Annotated in this window: 13 protein-coding genes; 6 read left to right on the top strand and 7 right to left on the bottom strand. The window is 41.5% G+C overall.

Going from position 1 to position 18,072, the window contains the following annotated elements; genetic code table 11:
- The first annotated feature begins 1,231 nt into the window (after positions 1-1,231).
- Complete coding sequence (dnaG, locus tag BP621_RS06655; RefSeq protein ID WP_292388662.1) at positions 1,232-2,788, top strand: DNA primase DnaG; 1,557 nt, start codon at positions 1,232-1,234, stop codon at positions 2,786-2,788.
- A gap of 624 nt (positions 2,789-3,412) precedes the next feature.
- Positions 3,413-3,691 carry a UPF0058 family protein gene (locus BP621_RS06650; protein ID WP_292388661.1) on the top strand — a complete coding sequence of 93 codons (279 nt, stop codon included), beginning with the start codon at positions 3,413-3,415 and terminating at the stop codon, positions 3,689-3,691.
- Here BP621_RS06650 and rimI read toward each other — a convergent pair.
- Entirely contained in the window at positions 3,675-4,205 is a 531-nt protein-coding gene (gene rimI / locus BP621_RS06645) for a ribosomal protein S18-alanine N-acetyltransferase (RefSeq protein ID WP_292388659.1), read from the bottom strand. The genes BP621_RS06650 and rimI overlap by 17 nt on opposite strands.
- Before the next feature lie 150 nt (positions 4,206-4,355).
- Complete coding sequence (arcS, locus tag BP621_RS06640) at positions 4,356-6,236, bottom strand: archaeosine synthase subunit alpha (protein WP_292388658.1); 1,881 nt, start codon at positions 6,234-6,236, stop codon at positions 4,356-4,358.
- A gap of 284 nt (positions 6,237-6,520) precedes the next feature.
- On the opposite strand from arcS, the gene BP621_RS06635 reads away from it, so the two are divergent.
- The 4 genes from BP621_RS06635 (at position 6,521) to BP621_RS06620 (ending at position 9,904) form a co-directional block, all read left to right on the top strand.
- On the top strand, positions 6,521-7,891 hold the full coding sequence (locus tag BP621_RS06635; protein ID WP_292388657.1) for an FAD-binding oxidoreductase: 1,371 nt from the start codon (positions 6,521-6,523) through the stop codon (positions 7,889-7,891).
- A gap of 5 nt (positions 7,892-7,896) precedes the next feature.
- The gene (locus BP621_RS06630) at positions 7,897-9,048 is read left to right on the top strand and encodes a (Fe-S)-binding protein (protein WP_292388679.1); all 1,152 of its coding nucleotides are present in this window, start codon (positions 7,897-7,899) and stop codon (positions 9,046-9,048) included.
- Between the two features lie 295 nt (positions 9,049-9,343).
- The gene (locus BP621_RS06625; RefSeq protein WP_292388656.1) at positions 9,344-9,616 is read left to right on the top strand and encodes a hypothetical protein; all 273 of its coding nucleotides are present in this window, start codon (positions 9,344-9,346) and stop codon (positions 9,614-9,616) included.
- Positions 9,617-9,622: 6 nt separating this feature from the next.
- Positions 9,623-9,904, top strand: a complete 282-nt coding sequence (locus BP621_RS06620) for a hypothetical protein (RefSeq protein ID WP_292388655.1) — start codon at positions 9,623-9,625, stop codon at positions 9,902-9,904.
- A gap of 231 nt (positions 9,905-10,135) precedes the next feature.
- Here BP621_RS06620 and BP621_RS06615 read toward each other — a convergent pair whose 3' ends face one another.
- The 5 genes from BP621_RS06615 to BP621_RS06595 all read right to left on the bottom strand — a co-directional run bounded on the left by BP621_RS06615 (position 10,136) and on the right by BP621_RS06595 (position 17,579).
- Entirely contained in the window at positions 10,136-11,767 is a 1,632-nt protein-coding gene (locus BP621_RS06615) for a hypothetical protein (RefSeq protein WP_292388653.1), read from the bottom strand.
- Between the two features lie 304 nt (positions 11,768-12,071).
- Positions 12,072-13,970 carry a YgiQ family radical SAM protein gene (locus tag BP621_RS06610; RefSeq protein ID WP_292388678.1) on the bottom strand — a complete coding sequence of 633 codons (1,899 nt, stop codon included), beginning with the start codon at positions 13,968-13,970 and terminating at the stop codon, positions 12,072-12,074.
- 431 nt (positions 13,971-14,401) lie between these two features.
- The gene (locus BP621_RS06605) at positions 14,402-15,043 is read right to left on the bottom strand and encodes an MBL fold metallo-hydrolase (protein ID WP_292388677.1); all 642 of its coding nucleotides are present in this window, start codon (positions 15,041-15,043) and stop codon (positions 14,402-14,404) included.
- Positions 15,044-15,158: 115 nt separating this feature from the next.
- Entirely contained in the window at positions 15,159-15,932 is a 774-nt protein-coding gene (locus tag BP621_RS06600; RefSeq protein WP_292388652.1) for a TatD family hydrolase, read from the bottom strand.
- Positions 15,933-16,070: 138 nt separating this feature from the next.
- Positions 16,071-17,579, bottom strand: coding sequence for a 2-isopropylmalate synthase (locus BP621_RS06595; protein ID WP_292388651.1), 1,509 nt, complete (start codon positions 17,577-17,579; stop codon positions 16,071-16,073).
- Positions 17,580-18,072 lie beyond the last annotated feature (493 nt).

Genomic DNA, 18,072 nt, shown 5'->3' with positions numbered 1-18,072 from the left:
TTACAAGTCCTTTTTTTTATATATACTTTTCTAAATTTTTCCGCCATATTATTTATCGCACTTTCTCAATTTATTTTGACCTGTTCTAAAAGACTTCTTCTGAAATCGTTTTCAAAGTATCTTATTTCCAAAATATCAGACACAAAAAAATGATTCTGATTTGATAAAACTCTTTAAATAACCACAAAGTTCTTAAAGCCTGCCGGCATTAAATACATGAGTTTAATATATGACGCACAGGGGTCCTCATTTGCCGAGATTCCTTTAAAGGCGGGAGGGAACTGTTCTGTCAGATTATATCATTGATTAACAACTTCACCTATTCATCATTGCTAAATTCGTAAAGATAATCCAATGTAACTAATTCACATGCAAATATAATAAAAACTTCAGATTTACTACATTATCACTCAGGGTTAAAATAACCATTCAACGTAAAGCTGGAATTCATATATCATCGCCCATGAAGTAAAAGTCAAAAAGTGCTCTCGATAAGCCTGATGCGTATTTCATTTACCGCTTACCAATTATCACTACAGAGCCCCTAAACTATGGGATAGGGCGTCTGGCGTATATCTGCTTCATGCCCGGATTACCCGCTTTTAGGGTATTTATTGAAAACCTTAGTTATCAGGCTAATTGAAAAGTGAACACATCTTTTGGCTTTCGGCTCTGAAGTTTATCTCAGGGTCATAATAAAAACTTATGTTAGGAAAAGGGCTTTCGGGCAGATATTGGAAAGCCTCAGGAACAACGCAGGTATTATTGCCTGCTCACTTGAAAGTTAAGAGATTCTTAATCTAAGAGAGCCTTAAGCTAGGCTATAATGCAGGTCTGGGAATTTACTAGGTTCTCATAAGGTAAGAACTCCCCAAGATAACGTAAATTTCTGGCACTCTGCCGGATCATGTCTCCTGGCATAAGTATAAATGGAAACTCTAGGCAGGTTCGGAACTATCTTTCCGGCTACAGTTATAATTAATTCTTAAATCTGCCTCTTCAAGGGTGTTTTATTCCTGATTCGGTATGAAATCTGATTTTTTACTATTTTTGCGTTGTCCAGAGCTTTACGAGTTTTCGGAGTCTAGAGAATAGTTTGTATTATCAGGAAACTCGACGGATCTAATTCACAAAAGCAATCAATTGTGATTGCTATGAATAAAATTCCTATGGAATTTAGTTTTATAAAACTATCACGATAAATCATTCACAATATATGAGGAGAATTCACATGCAAAATACAGATACTACAAAATACATCATTCATTCTAAAATTAATGCGGATGGGGTAATTGAACGTCCTGATATCGTAGGTGCGATCTTCGGGCAAACTGAGGGATTACTTGGGGCTGATCTTGATCTTCGTGACCTGCAAAAAACTGGCAGGATTGGCAGGATCGAGGTAATGGTTACGGCTAAAGGAGGAAAGACCAAAGGAAATATCTTTGTTCCCTCAAGCCTTGATAAAGTCGAAACCTCAATTCTTGCCGCGTCACTTGAGACCATTGACAGAGTGGGACCCTGCAGCGCCAAAATCGAGGTTTTCCAGGTAGAAGATGTAAGAGCTGTAAAGCGAAAGAAGATCATTGAAAGGGCAAAACTCATTTTTACCAAAATGTTTGATGAGACAGTGCCCGAATCTCAGGAGCTGGCTGATGAAGTCCGACAGTCCGTCAGAGTTGATGAACTCACTTACTATGGAAAGTCCAGAATTCCCTGTGGGCCGAATGTACTTAACTCAGATGCCATTATTATTCTTGAGGGAAGAGCTGACATTCTGAATCTGCTTCGCTATGGTATAAAGAATACCATCTGCGTAGGGGGAACAAACATTCCTCCAGAAGTTGCAGAGCTCACTAAAAAGAAAACAGTAACAGCTTTTACGGATGGAGATCGTGGAGGAGAACTCATAATACGTGAGCTCCTGCAAGTGGCAGATATCGACTACGTTGCCCGTGCCCCCGACGGAAAATGTGTAGAGGATCTTGTCCAAAAAGAAGTTATACGAGCTCTGCGTCGGAAAGTTCCTGTAGAACAGATCATCGAGAAGTATGGAATTCAGGAGAGGGAAGGTGAAGAAGGTGCCTGCAGAGTGGAAAGGGGTTCCAAAAGAAAGACAAGGGCACCTGAAATTGCCCCCAGAATTACTGAAAAGAAGCTGCATAAGCGTATTAAGGTTCACAGGGTCTCTCCAAAGTCAGACCTTTACGGAGAGGAATTTCCGGAAGAAGAAACGCGAGGAATTGGACCTATAAAAACTTTTGAAAAATTTCCTGGGAAAACTGCTGAAAAAGTCTCGGAAATAATTCCTGCGACTCCAGAAAAAGTCAAAACAAGATCTGTTGTCACAAAACCTCATATTTCAGCAAGGGCAGTTCCTGCTGCCGTCAGAGTTCCCAGAGAAAAGCCTGCCGAGAAGGTTTCGACGGCCGTTAAAGTTCCTGGGGGTGAGGCGGTCAGGGTCTCTCCTGCCCCAGTAAAGACACTCCCAGTTTCTCCTGAAGCAGCCAGGTTCAGGCCTCATGTTGAAGCTCTGAAAGGAACTTTAACGGCCAGAATTCTCGACTCCCAGGATAAGGTAATAGAGGAGATTGCGGTTCGGGATCTTGCGAGCAGGCTGAAAACCTATAAGGAAAACATCCAGAGCATAGTTTTTGATGGCGTAATTACTCAGAGGCTCGTTGATATTGCTTCAAGTAACGCAATTAAGAACCTTATAGGTGTAAAGATAGGGAACATAGCCAAGGTTCCTGCTGATATGGAAGTTTTGACCGCAAGTATGCTTTGAGAGATCTTTACTTCTCTCAATATTCATTCTTTTTCACTCCTGTTTTTCAATCTTTATTTTTCTTTACCCCCTTTCTCTTAATCTCCATTTCTCTCTATTTTCCCCTCTCTTACCTTTAATTTTCCATCTTTTTCTGCCCTAGTGCTTAATCTTCTTCCGTTTTTACCCTATAAATTTTCCATTTCTTTTTCCAGCTTCCCTTTTTTCTTTTTCCAGCTTCTCTTTCATTTTTTCAAGTTTTTATTCTCTTTTTTGTTTTTTTCTTGATTCAAGTGTTTTTATTTTTTAAAACCTGGTTTTCTTCCAGGAGTTATTGACTCTTCCCCACTCGATTTTCTAAAAACAATATTCCTATGTTTTCTACTTCTAAAGTCAATTCTATCCGGACTATCCTCTTATGTGTAATATTTATATATAGGGCTCATGGGGTCACCACGATTTGGCATCATTTCACACTATAGTGCTAAACTTCATACTTTCTACCATAATCCTTCATTATTTATCATATACATTATATAGAAAAATTTATCATACAAAACTAGGAAGTTCATTTCCGCGGATAATTCTTTTATCCGATTCAAGATAATATTAAATTGATCTTGTAAAATTGTAGGTCTGTTCGCTATGCACAAGGAAGAGCTCATACAACTACACACATATATGGCCCAAATGAAGAGATATTTTGAAAGACACGGGGTAACGCACGAATTCGATGATTACAAGGCTTTATCCATAAGCCCTGTACACATTCACCGGAGCAAGGCAGATCACAAGCGCGCAATTTTTATTTTAGGAGGCGAACTTGCAACTCTCATGTCCCGGGACGACCCTATCTTTGAGGAAACACCAGCTCATATGAGGGAATCGATGAATTCCGTCATCAAGCTCATGGGTAATAACTGATAGGGTTCTTGAAGGTGACAAAGAATTCGTTATCTGAAATTATAGATTCCAGATGCTTTTGTTTTGAAATTAGGAGGCGGTAAGGGTGGAGGTGCATCTTCATCACCATCCCGTCCTCTCCATCGGAGTAATATTTTTTCTCGGTCCAGCAGGATACAAATCCTATAGACATATATAATTTTTGTGCTCTTTTGTTACTATTTCTCACTTCGAGCCTTGCGTATCGAAGCCCGTTTGCAACAAATATATCACAGATAGCATGAATTAGTGATGTACCTATTCTTCTTCCCCTATATTCCTCTTTGACACCGACAGAAAAAATGTGCCCTTCGTTTTCTGCGGAACGGTAGCCTACTACGTACCCCACAACTTTTCCATCCTGCTCCGCGACAAGGAAGCCATCCCCCACGGTTTCGTAAAAACTCATATATAAGAGGGAGTTGTGCTCCGAAAAGGCCTCACTTTCAATTTCAACTACTTCCTGGAAGTCCTCAGGTGCAAAACGCCTTATCATAATATCTAATATATTCCTGCCATTTTATTATTTCTTCGAAAGGAATAACTCTTTGTAAAGTCTATCTGAAGTCCTGCAGTCCATGTTTAATGAACTTATATTTTATGACCTTATTTTTGTAAAAATTATTTTAGAATTTTGCATGCAAGCTCAAAGTTTCTTGATATGCCTGACATCCACTGCAACTCCTCTACTGGATTTTACCATTTCCTCTCCGCTCATCACAGCTCGCCCTACACAGAGCGCTTTTTTCCCAAGCACAATTACCTCATCATTAGGCCGTATTCCCGGATATGCCTCAGTAACTCCTGGGGCAAGGATAGAACCGCGTGGGAGAAAATCATCAATTTTTACCAAATATTTCTCACTTTTTAGCATCCTTTCAGCCCCTTCGAGGGAAAGGGCAAGCATTCCGTATTGAGGAACCAGGGTTGCAAGTTGTTTTTTTCCGGAAAAGAGCTGATACTTGGGGAATCGGCCTTTGACTGCAAGCTTTCCGGTTTCTTCAGAGAAAAGAAGTGCAGCATCTTCTCCGAACTGATATTCTGCAATTGCTCTCAGGAAATTTTTCTTGCCTTCTTCGGCGTTCAGGCTTTTCTTGCTGAAGCTTTCGGATGCGTAGAGAGACTCAACTGTCCTCTTGAGGTTTGAAAGCGCTTCCATAGACACAAGACTTCCTGTGGCAGTATAGATTATTTCAATATTGAGACTGTCTGCCACTCGTTCACAAATTTCCCTATAAGCCCCTTCTACATGGGCAACTACGGCCTTGTATCTGTATTTTGAGAGATAAGCTTCAAGGCAGCCGGAAACCCAGGCTTTTTCTTCTTCGTCCCAGTGCCCTGTAACCGCAGTATCATAATGGGACGCAGGGTATGTCAATTCCAGTTCTCTTGGTACTATTCCAAGAGGTGAGGTTAAAATTACTTCATGGACAAATTTTCTATATTTCCCAAGCGCCAGAATGAACTTTTGATGGGATTGGGAGATTGAATAAGGTTTTTTAGCCGCACATGGGAAAAGTACGAGGATCTCAAGATCCGGAGGTGTATACCTCTCCTGTATACGCCGGGCAAATCTTACCACCTCAACTCTAGACAAGGCTTCTGAAGTATCTGCAAGCAGTTGGTTTTGCCGAAAAGCAGGAACCTTTTCCTCAAGGTAAGAATATTCAAAATCTCCAAGCCTTAATAAGGCTGTGAGCCAGGGTCTGACCCTACACTGGCCTTCAACATACTCCCTCAATATTCCGGCCCTTATCCTTTCCCTAACAAGAGACAATTCGGCTTCGAGTGCATTTCTATTGTGAGCTGAAAGGAACTTTGCTCTCTCGGTTTTCGGGAGCTTCCTGAGTTCTGCGGGTGTACTTGCAGAACATACACTGCACCTGCAGGGAAATTCTGTCAGGGAGTCAAGATAAAAGCTGCCTGCTGCTGTAAGGTAGATATCTGAATAGGCCGCAATTTCGGCTCTGGTATCGTCTAGAATATCAATTCCGAGGTAGACTAATATAGCTATATTTTCAGGAAGTGCAAGTTTTGGAGCATAAAGAGCTGTATCAGGGGGAATCTGGTTTTTAAGCTCTATTACGGTCTCGAGAAATCTCCGGGCATTATTTTCCAGGGTACCTGCCCCTTCCATTACATACAGGTCGGTCTTCTCAGGCTTTCCTCCTATTCTAAGGAGAGAGCCAGTAGGGCCTGTATCTTCAACGTTTTCGCCATTACGGGCAGTAAGTCTTTCGACTTTCCCGAGGGATTCAGCTGGAATAGCAGGTGGGTAAGCTTGATGCGGCAGGATTATGAGAGTCCCATTTCCTGCTTTTTCCCGAATTTGATTTACGTATGCTTCAAGCTCTGCATCGGATTTCACGCCCCAGAAACTCCCTGCATCAACAACAGGGCCAGGGGTTTCAAGCTTTCCGAGTTCTGCCGTACTAAAAATGCAGGGCGTACGAAGCTCGGGAGACAGCAGGAGTTTTCCGATCCTTGCTGCTCCATCTCTCTGTTCTATCTCAAAGTATTGTGTCATGTTTGTCCTCTTATGTCTACCAGAATGTAAAGGTTTGTCCTGCACTTTTTCCTGAAAGTTTCTTTTACTCCTCGTTTTTCTGAAGTTGAAGGGTACTCAGCTTTACGTTTTGTTCCATGGTAACTCTTCAGAAGGAGAATGGTATTTTTCAGAAGGAAGAAGGATGATATATTTTTATATATTATTAATCTTGATTATCTGCTGCAACTCATCTTTCACTTGTCTGTCTCCAGCCGTGACAGAAATTCTATTTTTCACATCTGAATTTCAATTTGAGGTCTAGAATGAATATAACTGCAGAACTTCAAAAAATCGTTGGTGGACGACTCTCTGTCTCGCCTTCGGAACTTTATTGTTATTCTTCTGACGCATCCCAGGTCAAGGGAATGCCTGATTACGTGGTACGCCCGAAAAGCACAGATGAAGTAAGCCGGATTGTCAGGCTTGCCTACGAGAACGAGATTCCTGTAACTGCAAGAGGAGCAGGCACCGGACTTGCAGGCGGTGCAGTCCCTGTTGGAGGGGGCATTGTGCTGGATATGTCGGGTATGAACCGGGTTCTTGAAATCGATATTGATAATATTCAGGTCCTGGTAGAACCTGGGGTTATTCAGGATGCTTTAAACGAGGCGCTAAAGCCCTATGGCTTTTTCTTTCCTCCCAATCCTGGCAGTTCAGCTATGTGCACTATCGGGGGTATGATAGGTTACAATGCAAGCGGAATGCGCTGTGTTAAGTACGGTACTACCAGACACTATGTCCGCGATCTGGAAGTGGTTCTTGCGGACGGGACAGTTATCCACACCGGTTCAAAGATGCTGAAATCCGCTGCAGGATATGATTTGACCCAGCTTATTGTAGGCTCGGAAGGTACACTCGGCATTGTTACGAAAGCTAGCCTGAAGATTGCTCCTCTCCCCAAAACTCGAAAACTGGTAATCGCTTCTTTTGAAAATGCGGAAGTTGCAGGGCAGGCAGTTGTAAAAACCTTCTCAAACGGGGTCATTCCCTCAGCCTGCGAGATTCTGGACAGAGTCTCTTTGAAGGTTCTCAAACGTTACGACCCGAACCTTGTACTTCCTTCGGAAGGCGATGTGATTCTTTTTGAAGTTGACGGCACTGAAAACTCGGCACGTGAAGCTGCAGAGCAGATTATGAAAGTCTGTGCTCCCCTTGCTCTTTCCATAAGGCTTGCAGAAAGTGAAAAGGAAATGGCAGATATCTGGGCAGCCAGAAAACTCGTAGGAGCTGCGGTTTCCCGCCTGGACCCAACAAAGAGCCGCATCTATGTCGGAGAAGATGTGGGAGTTCCCATAAAGAAGATTCCTGAACTGTTAAAACGAGCACAGGAAATTGCTGAGAAGTTCAACCTGCCTGCTATGAAATACGGGCATATAGGAGACGGGAATCTGCACCTTGCTCTCTTCATTGATGTTCTGAATAAAGATGAATGGGATCGCCTGAACCAAGCCGCAGATCTTATCCACAGGACAGCGATTGAGCTTGGGGGCACAGTCAGCTCCGAACATGGGGTAGGTGCAGCCAGGGCCGAATACATGAAAGCTCAATGGGGACCTGCTCTTGAGGTAATGCGCGCAATTAAAAAAGTTCTTGACCCGAAAGGAATACTAAATCCGGGGAAACTGGGGTTGTGAAAATCATGAAAAACGAAGGAAGAAAGGAAACTGAGCAGGCAAAAAAGCCGGATAAAATCAAAATAAATGAAAACGAGGGCGAAAAGCAGTCCTTTGAGGTTGACCGCAGGTCGGTTTATAGATGTGTGCAGTGCGGAACCTGCCGCTCGGTTTGCCCTGTATTTGACGTGGTAGGATGGGAATCTGCTAATACGCGCGGCAGAATGCTGATCATTAAAAGTTTGCTTGAAGGTATGTCCCCTTCCGAAGATATGCTTCCAAGCCTGGCTTCGTGCACAACCTGTGGCATCTGCGCTGCCAAATGCCCTGCCGGAGCAAACCCTCCTGAAGTAGTAGAAGCTGCCCGGGCTCAGCTTGTGAAATGCGGGATCACAACTGACGCGCAGAAAAACTTGAAATCGACAATTATAACATACGGAAACTCTTTCGGGGAAACGAAAGACCGTAAACACTGGCTTTCTGAAACGGAACGTTCAAAACTCCCTGAGAAGTCAGATTATGTCTATTTCGTGGGCTGTTTTGATTCCTACCGCTACCCGGAGTTTGCTAAAAAAACATTTGGAATTCTGCAGCAGTTTGGAGTAATTCTCCTGCCTGATGAGCAGTGCTGTGCCTCTCCACTCCTGCGTACCGGATTTAAGGAGGACGCAGAAAAGGTCATGAAGCACAACCTTGAGCAGATCAGGAAAGTAGGGGCGCACACGATTATCACAAGCTGTGCAGGCTGTTATACAACGCTTAAGAACAACTACCCTGAAGAACTCAGGGTTATCAGCCTTCCTGAATTCCTTGCCGAACATCTGGAAGAACTCAATTTGAAGAAACTTGACCTTACCGTTACCTATCATGATCCTTGTCACCTGGGCAGGCATAACAAGGTTTATGACGCTCCAAGAAAGGTTATCCAGGCAATTTCCACTCTCAAGGAAATGAAAAACATTAAAGAAAATGCACGCTGCTGTGGCGGGGGAGGCGGGGTACGGACAGGGTATCCTGATATTTCCCTTGAGCTTGCAAAAAACAGGCTTCAAGACGTGCCGGAAGGCGTGGATTACATTGTAACCTCCTGCCCTCTCTGCGTGAGAAATCTCAGGGACGCAGGTGGAAATATCGAGGTTATTGATATTGTAGAACTCGTGACAATGGCAATGGTGTAATTTACCTACTTGTCCAGTTACATGTGATTCCAGTTATTTGTCTTGTTTTTCTTAACTGGTTTCTCTTAACTGGTTTCTATCTTTATTAATTTTTTATTCAGGGTCGTTTTTCGACTTAATTATTATTTTCCAGCCTTGGAGAATAGCCATTAGAAATACACATATTATCTTTCTATCTTTATAATAGTAGGGTTTTTATCCTTTTAAACAGTATATTTTTATCTTCTAAATGATTATTTTTATTAAGTACTATACTCAGATGTCAGTATTGCAAGTAAGTTAGGAGGAAAGAACCGTGAGTAATAAATCAATAACTTTCCATAATGTTTCACCTGCTGGTTTTAACTGCATGAAGAAAAAACTTCAGGATGTGGGCGTTTCTGTCCCACCGGGTAATAAAGGAGAACTTTCAGGACAGGGTGTTGCTGCAGACTTTGAGTGGGATGGAGAGTCAAAACTTATAGTCACAATCAAGAAAAAACCCTTTATTATCAGTTATGAAACTGCAGCCTGGAAAATAAGCGAATTTGTCAAAGAGTGCCACGGCTCGCCAGGGAAAACTCTGTGATGAAGTATGGGCGAAAGGAAACTGGATACTGAGGGCTGCCAGGGGATTAAATTCAAAAATGTGACTCTTGAAGTATTTTCCTGCATGAAGAAAAAACTTCAGGCCTATGGAATCGAGGTTTCATCCGGAAATTCCGGCGTGCTTGAAGGAAACGGAATAGTTGCCCATTTTAGCTGGGATGGTGAGGCAAACCTGTCAATTGAGATCAAAGAAAGACCTCTGGACACTTATTGTGGGCAGGTAAGCGGGAAATTGAGGGCTTTCTGGCGTGAGTGTCAGGGTTTGTGAAGGTGAACCCAACCATGCTTACGTCAGAGGATTATGTGGGTTGTTTACAACTGGTTTAAGAAAGAATCATTGATTTGGCAGTGTGCATAATTTCTGTAAAATAACAAGTCTTAGAGAGTAATTGAGTAGAATATTTCATATCAGAAGCTCAATTTTTACCAGAGTATACAAAAATTCGACTTAATTCACAGCAAATTCGTGATACTGCCTCGTTTGATTTACGAAATAACCTTATTTTTTAGGAATTAAAGCAGGAGTTTCTACATCCAGCTTGTTTATTTTTCCTAATGGTAAATTTATATTTTTTTCTGGGAACCCAATTACCGATCTATCGATATGCCTTCCTTCATATCCTAAAACTTTTAAGAACACTCTATGAAAAAGTGTCTGATAAGCACGAGTGCACCTTTCCATCTTTTCAAATTCTTTAATGTCCATCTTATTGCCATGTGCCATAGCATGCCTAGCATTTATTGCTTTTTCTTCAACTGGCCCACTTTCAAGTCCAATTTCTTTAAAAAAGGCTAGATATTGCTTAGATATAGACATTCCATTTGAATAACATATACTATTCATTATTGGCTTTTTCAACTCTTCGATTTCTTGAGCTTCCAATGAATTGCTGTTTTCTGGACTTAAACTTTTGATCTTATTTTCGATGTACTCGTCAATCTTTTTTTCAGCAACGCTTAAACTTTCCTTAATTATATCGTTGAAATCTCCATTTGGTATCCAGAGTCCATTACTTTTTGAATTTTCACTCTTAAACCACTTATTCATTATAAGTTCTAGAGCACTGGAAAGAACTGGAAGATTTGTTCCAAGGGGGTTATCTCTTGATATCCAATATCTCCATAAAGCTTCTTTCAGCCCCAGTTTGTCTCTTTTATTTAAATATTTAGGAATAAGACCACACAGTAGTTCTTCAATTTTCTCTTCATTAATTATAGTACTCTTAATTCCTAAATTAAATGGTGACAGCGGTATATTTTCACAAACTGATCTTGAGTATGCCTCTCCCCATGAAGGCTGCGCGAAATACGCCAACGTTTGTCCTTCATTATCATACTCTGTAAATCCAACATTCAAAAGTTGCGTGCCTAACACAAAGCTAACTATTTCACTGATAGCTTCTCTTTTTTCTCTATCAGGGATTGAACCGAACTCCTTTCTATATTCTATACTTATATTTCTTGACCACTTAGGACCAAACTGGGTTGGCACTCTTGCAACTATAAATTTTATATCATCTAAGGTTATAAGCGCAAAGTCACGCCCCATCTCTGAAGACCTTTGGATGCTTAGTCGTATGGCTTCATCAACTGTGATATTAACTGAAACTCTTTTTCTCTCTATTATATCAGAATCTTTTTTTTGTAATCTTAAAGTTTCTCTTGGAAAAATTACTTCTTTATCTGGTCCATTTAGGTACCATTCTGATAAACAAGAAGTATCATAATCACTATTTTTGTCGATATTTATTTCATATACTATAATGTTAAATGTTACCACTTTTTTCGAATTTTCTGAATAATTTTCTTGAGAACTTCTACTAGTTACATAGCATTTTTTTAATTCTACTTTTGAACCATATTGATCTCTCCCTTCTATATCAAATGGTTCTATATGTTCTCCGGGGGATGTTTCATATAAACGTGTATAGCATTTTGTGTTTGTTTCTGCTGTCAATGGTCCGCGTTCTTCGATGGCTGTTAAAACGGCTCTTATCTGGTAAGAATCAGTTCTATCTACTACTATACGTACAGAATTTTTTGGTATACATTCGTTTGGAATTATTTCTTCAATTATAAGTGGGTCTTGAAGAACTTCCCATTCTAAGTCACTTTTATTCATTTCTAGCATTATTTCACCATTTTTAAAAAGAGATTACAATTAATAAATTTTTTGAATTTAGGTACTGTCAAGTTTACGGGTTCTATGAAATTTTTCCAGCTACTGTCGACCCTATAAATTGTCTAGCACTCGTTAACTTGACAGAACATCAAACGTAAAAAAAATAGTAAGAAACACATAGGCAGAGTTAATGTGTACTTCACATAGGTTTTTACAACAAAGCATATGTATCGCAAATTAGAATTTACAGAATTTTCAGTATACTACCATTGATTTACTCTAATTTCTATACAAACAACTTTACCTTTGTCGCTTACCTCTGCCGTTTTTCCTTTCTTCTTATCAAGCACTTATAGGCATTTCCTACGAGATCAAGTCTTCTTGCCTTCTCGAGAGCTTCATATACAAGCTCATAATTTGCAGGGTTCCTATAGTGCATAAGGGCTCTCTGCATGGCTTTTTCTTTCTTGCCTCTTGCGACGTATACTTTTTTGCCTGTGAACGGGTCCAGTCCTGTATAATACATACATGTCGAGACAGTCATAGGTGTTGGGGTGAAGTCCTGTACCTGTTCAGTGTAGCCTCCATGGTCCCGTACATACTCTGCCATTTCTATCATATCTTCAAGAGTACAGCCCGGATGCCCTGACATCAGGTAGTTTACGATGTACTGTTCTTTGCCGCACTTCCGGTTGAGAACTGTAAATTTTTGGGTAAATTTCTCGTAGACTTCTTTGCCGGGCTTGCACATCGCATTGGTGACCTGCCTTGAAAAGTGTTCAGGTGCAATCCGCAGTTGTCCACTGATGTGGTAAGCGCAAAGTTCCTCGAGATACTCTTCGTCCTTAAGAGCCAGATCATAGCGTACCCCGTAACCTGTAAAGACCTGTTTGACTCCCGGAAGTTCGCGCAGGCGGCGTAAGAGTTCGAGCAGCTTTTTGTGGCTGGTATCCAGAGCAGGGCAAATGCGAGGATAAAGGCAGGATTTTTCTAGGCAGGCTCCTTTTTTCCCCCAGGTTTTACATTCCATGCCGTACATATTCGCACTTGGGCCGCCAACTCCGTTTATAATGCCCTTGAAATCCGGTCTTTCTGTGAGTTTTTTTGCTTCACGTAATACGGACTCGATAGTGCGGCTTGCAATCATGCGCCCCTGATGTTCTGTAATTGCACAGAAAGCACAGCCTCCGAAACAGCCTCTATGCGTTGTAAGAGAGAATTTTACCATTTCCAGAGCAGGAATGGGTTCAGTATAGGAAGGATGTGTTTCGCCAGTAAACGGCAGTTCGTATACATGGTCCATTTCAGCCTCTGTAAGGAGGCGCATTGGCCTATTCTGCACAATTACAGTTTTTGGGTGAGGCTGGATTACCCCTTTTCCAGTAACAGGGTTCTGTTCCGTAAAATACATGCGAAAAGCCTTTGCAAAGGCTGTTTTATCCTGAGAAACCTCTAAAAAGGAAGGGATTTCGACATATTCCTTTAAAAATTCAGCTTTATCCTCAGCTATCGTCCTGTCCCTTTTCTCAGATTTGTCCTTTGCCTGTTTATCTTGTTCTTGTTTATTCGGCGTGTTATCTGACTTTTCAGCTCTCTCTTTGAGCTCTTTCCAGGCTTTGACTTCCATTTTCCAGACTGTGCCCGGAATATTTCTGATATTTCTAACATCTTCCCCGGCTTGCAGTCTTTTTGCAATTTCTACGATCTGAAGTTCTCCCATGCCGTAAACTATGAGATCAGCAGGTGCGTCAGCCAGAATGGATTGCCTGACCTTATCCGAAAGATAATCATAATGGGCAAAGCGACGTAATGAAGCTTCAATGCCTCCCAGCACTATAGGCACTTCAGGGAAAGCCTCTTTTATCCTGTTTGAGTAAATTATCACGGCGCGATTCGGACGAAGCCCTGCTTTGCCTTCAGGGGAATAAACATCCTTATTTCGCGGCTTCAGGCCTGGGGTCAGGTTGCTGACCATAGAGTCAGTATTTCCTGCACTTACGGAAAAAAAGAGCCTTGGCTTTCCAAGTTTTTTGAAGTCTTCAGGGCTGTCCCAGCGCGGTTGGGCAATTACTCCCACTCTGAAACCGGCATCTTCAAGGACTCTTCCTATTATTGCCGTGCCGAAACTGGAATGGTCTACATAGGCATCCCCAGAAATCAGAATAATATCAAGTTCTTTCCAGCCGCGAGTTTTCACTTCCTCAAGGCTCATTGGAAGAAATTTCAATACAGGTGTGCGTGAAGAGCTTGATTTTTCTTTCCTTTCTTTTTTCCCGTGTTTGGTTTTGGATCTTTTCTCCGGTTTTTTTCCCTCTTCGGTCTGGGACTTTACTTCTGAGAACTTTACTTCGGTTTTTTTTCCTTCGGCTTTTTCAACTTTTATTCTGGATTTCGTCCCTGATTCAGCTTCTTTTTTTATTTTTTGTTTTTTTTCAGCTTTTTTTGGGACAAAAAAACCGATTTTTCTACCCAATCCCTCTTTATTCGGTTTTTTCGAGTTCAAATTCTTATCCTTTTTTGAAACTACTTCATCTTTTGCCATAATTTACTTTTAAGCTCCTCATTCTTTAACTTCTGATTAAACAGGTAGCGGGACTGTTTTCACAATGGGCCATCTTCTTGGACAGCCTTCATGGATCGTTTTTATTCTCCCATCATCATTTTTGACATCCTGTAGGAAGCCATAATCTGGTTGTTCCCATCCCTATCCGTAGGGGCTCCATGTCCAGGGTACAGGTTTTTTACATCCAGTTTTGTGAGCTTTTCTATTGAGCTAGCCATATTTTCAGGTTCTGAACCTTCAAAATCCGTTCTTCCGAAACCCCCGCCTGAAAATACAGTATCCCCGGAAAAGAGACTTTTTGAAACCGGTTCATAGAGGCAGATGCTTCCTTTTGAGTGACCCGGCGTATGGATTACTTCCAGGTACTCCCCATTTCCTATGTCGATTTTATCTCCTTCTTCATATGTAATTGTGGGCCTGACCGCAGGAGCCCGGTCTCCGAAAAGCGTGGACACGCTGAGGTATTCGTTGTTTATGCCTTCTAGGTCAGCTTTATGTATTCCGACTTTTGCACCGCTTTTTTCTGCAATAGCTGCTGCTGCCGCAGCATGATCATAATGGCAATGGGTCAGGACTATAAGTTTCAGGTCTGTAAGTTTGATGTATTTCTCCAGTTGCTTGATAATTAGGTCGCTACTCATTCCCGCGTCAATCAAGACTTTTCCATTTACCAGATAGACACTAGAATCATAAGCTGTAGGGCAAATATACCGGACTTCCATAGTTCTTCCTCTTTCACTCTTCTTTCCTTTTTCCTCGCTTCCCTTTCTTACACTTTCCGTATTGCTTTCCAGTTCTTCTTTGTTTTTAATATGTTTGAGAATTATGTCTGAGAACTTAGATATTAAATGCCCTTCGCGCATTTTCGGTAGTTGATTTTGCAATTTCTGCCGGCTCCATATCCTTAAGTTGCGCTATTATCGGAACGGAATCTGCTATGAAGGCCGGCTCATTTCTGCCTTTGCGGGGAGAAAGGAAGGGACTGTCGGTTTCCAAAAGCAGGTTTTCAAGCGGGACGGCTTCTGCAAGAGTCTGGTGATGTTCAGAAAAGCAGACAAGAGTTGCTAGGGAAATATAGTATCCCATATCCACGATTTCCCGCATGATCTCAATAGAACCACTGTAGCAGTGATAGATTACCGTGTCCACGCCTTTAACAAGTTTCAACACTTCCGCTTCAGCTAGCCGGGCGTGCACTATAAGAGGTTTGTTCAGATCTTTTGCAAGCTCAATTACTTTTTTGAATGCAGCAGTCTGCCTCTCACGTTCCTCTTTTGTTTTGCAGTCCTGAAAATCCAGGCCTGCTTCTCCGATTCCAACTGCTTTTTCTGCATTGGCTTCAATCTGGGCAAGAATATCATTTATCTCTTTATCCGTACCTTCCCTGCCAATATCAGGACTCAGGCCAAGCGTGGCATTAATATCTTCATTCTTTTCCGCAAGTTCAAGGCTAATGCGATTGCCTTTCAGGGAAATTCCGGAGTTGATCATTCCGACAACTCCTGCCTCTCTGGCTCGGATAATAGTCTCTTCCCTATCGCGGTTGAATTTAGGAAAATCAAGATGGCAATGAGAATCAATAATTGGATAAGGCATGGGTCTGTATTCCATCTCATTTTATTTTACTTTTTATACATGATTATGGAATACAGACCCGAAAATGAGTATGCAGCTCTTATCCGGTTTTTTGTTTTTTAATTATAGCACCCGAGCCAGCCAGTCTGTTTTAACCAGCCCAAGTCGTCAATTTTAGCTTTTTGTTTCTCTCTTATACAGCAGGTTCATAGCATTTACAAGGGCTTCTACAGAGGCCATAACTATATCTGGGTTTGCAGATCTTGCAGTTACAACTCTGCCCTTCTCATTTTCGAGACCTATATATACATCTGCAAGGGCATCTGCTCCACCTGTAATTGCATCGATCCTGAATTCCTGGAGTCTGAAGTGGTTACTTTCTCCCAGAATATCCCTTACTGCTTTGAGGGCGGCATCTACAGGGCCAACCCCTGTCTTTGCTGCAATGATTTCTTTGCCTTCGATATCTGCTTTGACTACTGCAGTTGGTGTCAGGATATTTCCTGTCATTACAGAAACTTCTTTGAGTTTAATTAGTTCATCTTCAGAACTTGCTTTCCCAAGCACGGCAGAAGCAACCGCATAAAGGTCTGCATCTGTAATCTGCTTTCCCTTATTTGCAATCTCCTTAATTCTGGATACAATTTCATCGAGCTGCTTGTCATTGCTGATTATACCTGCAGATTCGAGAGACTGCTTTACTGCATGCTTACCTGTATGTTTACCAAGGACAATACGCCGTCTGTGCCCTACCATTTCTGGCGTCATTATTCCAGGCTCGAAAGTATCGGATTTTTCGAGTACTCCCTGGCTATGGATTCCTGACTCATGGGAGAAGGCATTTTGACCCACTACAGGTGTATTCGGAGGTAGCCTGATTCCAGTATAGTTTTCAATCATTTTCGAGGTTTCTACAAGATACTCAGTCCGAATATTCGTCTTTGCCCCGTAGATTGATGTCAGGCTCATGACTGTCTGGGAAAGATCGGCATTTCCTGCTCTTTCACCTATTCCATTTATTGTAACCTGAACCTGGGATGCACCTGCTTCGACTGCCATGAGGCTGTTTGCTACAGCAAGTCCGAAATCGTTATGGCAATGTACATCAATAGGAATCGTTATTTCAGCCGCGATATCCTTTATCTGCCTGTACATTGCGGATGGGACCATAACGCCAACAGTATCTGGCACGTTAATGATGTCGCACCCTGCCTCCTGCACTGCTTTGAAAACCTCTCTGAGATATTCAGGTTCGGTCCTCGTAGCGTCCATTGCAGAAAACATGCATTTTCTCCCATTATCCTTAATGTACTGAACAGCTTCCACAGCCATTTGAATTACTTCCTCCTGGCTTTTTTTGATGGTATATGTCCGCTGTACTTCAGAAGTAGGGACGAAAGTATGCACAAGTCCGACGTCACTATCAAAACAGGCATCAATATCTTTTTTCAATACACGGGCAAGTCCACAAACTTCAAGATCCAGTCCGGCATTAGATATCGATTTTACGGATTCTTTATCTCCATCTGATGAGATAGGAAATCCAGCTTCTATAATGTCTACCCCGAGTTTGTCAAGTTGACGGGCAATTTCCAGCTTCTGTGCAGAAGTTAGAGATACCCCAGGGGTTTGTTCTCCGTCGCGCAGTGTTGTGTCAAAAACAGTTACCTTTTTATTCTTCATAGGTTCGATGTAAAAATCGATCCCTTCTTTCAGTTCTTATATTCATGGTAATCATCTATTTAAATGTAAATTTCTAGTATATAAATCCCACGAGAGTTCTTTAATATTTAAATTTAAGTTTTGTTTTTTAAGTTCTGGGCGGAAAACTATTTATACTAAATACCCCATTCTAGGGTTGCTTCTCAAGGTGTCACACGACATCTCAGAGAATGAAAAACGAAGTTTGAAAAACGGGACTTGAAAAACGAAATTTAAAGGTGCCGAAAAAAACGAATCTGAAAAACGGAATCAGAAGGCGCCTGTGAACATTGTTTTTTGAAACAATGGCTCATAAAAACAGACAAAGTTAAGGATTCGAAAGTACTATTCTTTTGAAACCCTTCAACTCTTCTCATTTCCCTCTTTCATAATCGTTCAATCTCCTTTGCAGGATAAAATTTATATATAATAAATGCATCGTATATTTTCCTCACACAAATCGATTGTGTGAAGG

Origin of the sequence: Methanosarcina sp. UBA5 (assembly GCF_002505485.1) — an archaeon.
Taxonomy (GTDB): domain Archaea; phylum Halobacteriota; class Methanosarcinia; order Methanosarcinales; family Methanosarcinaceae; genus Methanosarcina.
Note: the sequence above shows the minus strand (reverse complement) of the source record. Positions and strands in the feature narration are given on the sequence as shown.

Coding starts and splice junctions, on each gene's coding strand:
- dnaG (WP_292388662.1), top strand. CDS start 1,232: ATGCAAAATACAGATACTACAAAATACATCATTCATTCTAAAATTAAT.
- BP621_RS06650 (WP_292388661.1), top strand. CDS start 3,413: ATGCACAAGGAAGAGCTCATACAACTACACACATATATGGCCCAAATG.
- rimI (WP_292388659.1), bottom strand. CDS start 4,205: ATGATAAGGCGTTTTGCACCTGAGGACTTCCAGGAAGTAGTTGAAATT.
- arcS (WP_292388658.1), bottom strand. CDS start 6,236: ATGACACAATACTTTGAGATAGAACAGAGAGATGGAGCAGCAAGGATC.
- BP621_RS06635 (WP_292388657.1), top strand. CDS start 6,521: ATGAATATAACTGCAGAACTTCAAAAAATCGTTGGTGGACGACTCTCT.
- BP621_RS06630 (WP_292388679.1), top strand. CDS start 7,897: ATGAAAAACGAAGGAAGAAAGGAAACTGAGCAGGCAAAAAAGCCGGAT.
- BP621_RS06620 (WP_292388655.1), top strand. CDS start 9,623: ATGGGCGAAAGGAAACTGGATACTGAGGGCTGCCAGGGGATTAAATTC.
- BP621_RS06615 (WP_292388653.1), bottom strand. CDS start 11,767: ATGCTAGAAATGAATAAAAGTGACTTAGAATGGGAAGTTCTTCAAGAC.
- BP621_RS06610 (WP_292388678.1), bottom strand. CDS start 13,970: ATGAGCCTTGAGGAAGTGAAAACTCGCGGCTGGAAAGAACTTGATATT.
- BP621_RS06605 (WP_292388677.1), bottom strand. CDS start 15,043: ATGGAAGTCCGGTATATTTGCCCTACAGCTTATGATTCTAGTGTCTAT.
- BP621_RS06600 (WP_292388652.1), bottom strand. CDS start 15,932: ATGGAATACAGACCCATGCCTTATCCAATTATTGATTCTCATTGCCAT.
- BP621_RS06595 (WP_292388651.1), bottom strand. CDS start 17,579: ATGAAGAATAAAAAGGTAACTGTTTTTGACACAACACTGCGCGACGGA.